At 76.2% G+C, this 719-nt stretch carries 1 protein-coding gene; it reads left to right on the forward strand.

Annotated elements, in window-relative coordinates; all coding sequences use genetic code 11:
* Positions 1-43 precede the first annotated feature (43 nt).
* The coding region (locus GT354_RS04285; protein ID WP_161354813.1) for an aminoglycoside phosphotransferase family protein at positions 44-719 on the forward strand (676 nt) is incomplete at its 3' end.

Below are 719 nucleotides of genomic sequence, written 5' to 3' on the forward strand. Positions count from 1 at the left end.
GGGGGCCGGTCGGCCCGCCGACGAGCTCGGATCGGTGCATCACATGTCTTCGCAGCGGCCTCCCACCGCCGACACCGTCGAACACCTCGCCCGTCGGGTGCTCGGCCCCGGGGCCGGCCGCTCGGTGCGGCCCATCGACGAGGGCGGCGAACACGCGTCGTGGTGGGTCGACGCCGATCACGTGGTGCGCTTCGCGCTCGACGCGGACGGCGCGGACCGGCAACGACGCGAGATCGCGCTGCGCGATCTGCTTCGGCCGGTCGTCGGCGTCGAGATACCGGCGAGCGTGGGCCTGGTCGCGTGGGCCGGCGGCCTCACCGCCACCTTCGACACCCGGCTGCCCGGCGTTTCGGCCGAGGTGCGCACGGTCGCCGCGGTCGGAGAGGCGGACCTGGCCCGGATGCTGATCGGGCTCCGGTCGCTGCCCGCGGCTTCGGCCGCCGCGCTGGGCGTACCGGCGGCGCAGCCGCGCGCCCTCGAGGCGCTGCGACAGGCGGCCGAGTCGGCAGTCGAACTCCTGCACACGGGCGGCGAGTTCGATGCCGCCCGGTGGGCCGCGCTCGGGCCGTCGGCGCCCGCCCGGTCGCCCGCCGACGTGGTCCTGCACAACGACCTCAAGGGCGAGCACGTCCTGGTCGCCGACACCGGAGGTGTGTGCGGGGTCCTCGACTGGACGGATGCCGCGATCGGCGACCCCGCCGAGGACGTCGCGGGCCTGG

The sequence above is a fragment of the Streptomyces sp. SID3343 genome (assembly GCF_009865215.1).
Taxonomy (GTDB): Bacteria; Actinomycetota; Actinomycetes; order Streptomycetales; family Streptomycetaceae; genus Embleya.